The organism is Methylophaga sp. UBA678 (genome assembly GCF_002299105.1).
In the GTDB taxonomy this organism is placed as follows: domain Bacteria; phylum Pseudomonadota; class Gammaproteobacteria; order Nitrosococcales; family Methylophagaceae; genus Methylophaga; species Methylophaga marina.
Genome location: NZ_DBNG01000023.1, coordinates 2,187 through 3,409, shown reverse-complemented (window position 1 = coordinate 3,409; position 1,223 = coordinate 2,187). Strand labels below are relative to the sequence as shown.

The window sequence follows — 1,223 nt, the reverse complement described above, 5'->3', positions numbered from 1 at the left end:
TGGGTATTCACTGTGGATAGAAATTTGGGCATTGAATTTTTTGATCACGGTGGTAAAGATGGTCGTCCAGATTATCTGATTGATCACAGCCCTGAAATGGCTTCTTCAAACACGCACAACTTTGTTATTACTTCGCGTTCTACTACAGAAATAGAAGCATTATTGAGAGGGACCTTAGAACAGCATCAAATTGTTCCTGATGTTAATAAGGCGACGAGGGTTTTAGACTCACTTAGAGCGTTGTCAGGCAGGCTTGCACTAAAACTGGCTTCAAATAGCGCTTCAAAGTCGGAAGCCTTAGGGTTGGCGCTATCCAAACTTTATCTTGAATACCAGGGGGTGTTCAAAGATCAGATCATTGTTCCTTTAGATGCCCACCTAGAGCTATATTCCGAGCTTCAAAAAGGAGATGGGGAGCTTGGTGCTGACGTTAGCTTTAAAAGAACTGATTTAGCATTGTTCGATTTAGATGCTTCATCACGCACAATTCGTTGTAATTTAGTCGAAGTTAAGTGTTATTCAGAAGTCGGCGATATGACGAAGTATGAAGGTTTAAAAAAGAGTATTGCTGAGCAAATCTCGGAATCTGAACGTGTTCTTCAGCGTCATTTTGATTTGACTCGTACAACACCGGATAGGCCTGATCGCTTGGTTAAAACACAAAAGCTCTGTGTCCTTCTTGAACATTACCTTAAACGATCTGAACGTTTTGGTTTATTGACTTCTGAGGTTGTTGAGGAGGCGAGATTTTTGCTTCGGACCTTGGAACAGGGATACAAGCTTTCAATTACCCGAAGTGCAGTTATTTTTGATTTCGGTCAGAATAGTTCCGGCGTTGAAAAAGAAGTTGGTATCGAGTTTCATCGTGTTGGGCGAAACCATATTGACGAATTGCTCTCCGCTAAAGTGCCTGAGGATAATGAACACAGTGAAGGAACGTTGGATTCACTTGAGCTAACGCTGCCTAAGTTAACTTCGGCCGAATTTTTACATAAAGAGCGAGATAGAACCGTATCTTGGGCTGAATTAGTATCTCAAGCTGCGATCACTTTACCTGAGCGGCCAGATACTTCGAAAGATGAAACGATTAAAGTACTGCCTTTTAATGATGATGAGCCAGCTACTGTTTCGCCGTCGATTAATCAGGGCGTTGAAGAAGTAAAACCTGTTGGTAATCCAGCTCCTGCAATAACTAATACTGTAGAGCCAGAGCCAGAGCCAGA

At 42.2% G+C, this 1,223-nt stretch carries 1 protein-coding gene; it reads left to right on the top strand.

Going from position 1 to position 1,223, the window contains the following annotated elements:
- Positions 1–12: 12 nt before the first annotated feature.
- On the top strand, positions 13–1,223 hold a 1,211-nt coding region (locus B3014_RS11740; RefSeq protein WP_289286995.1), incomplete at its 3' end, for a hypothetical protein.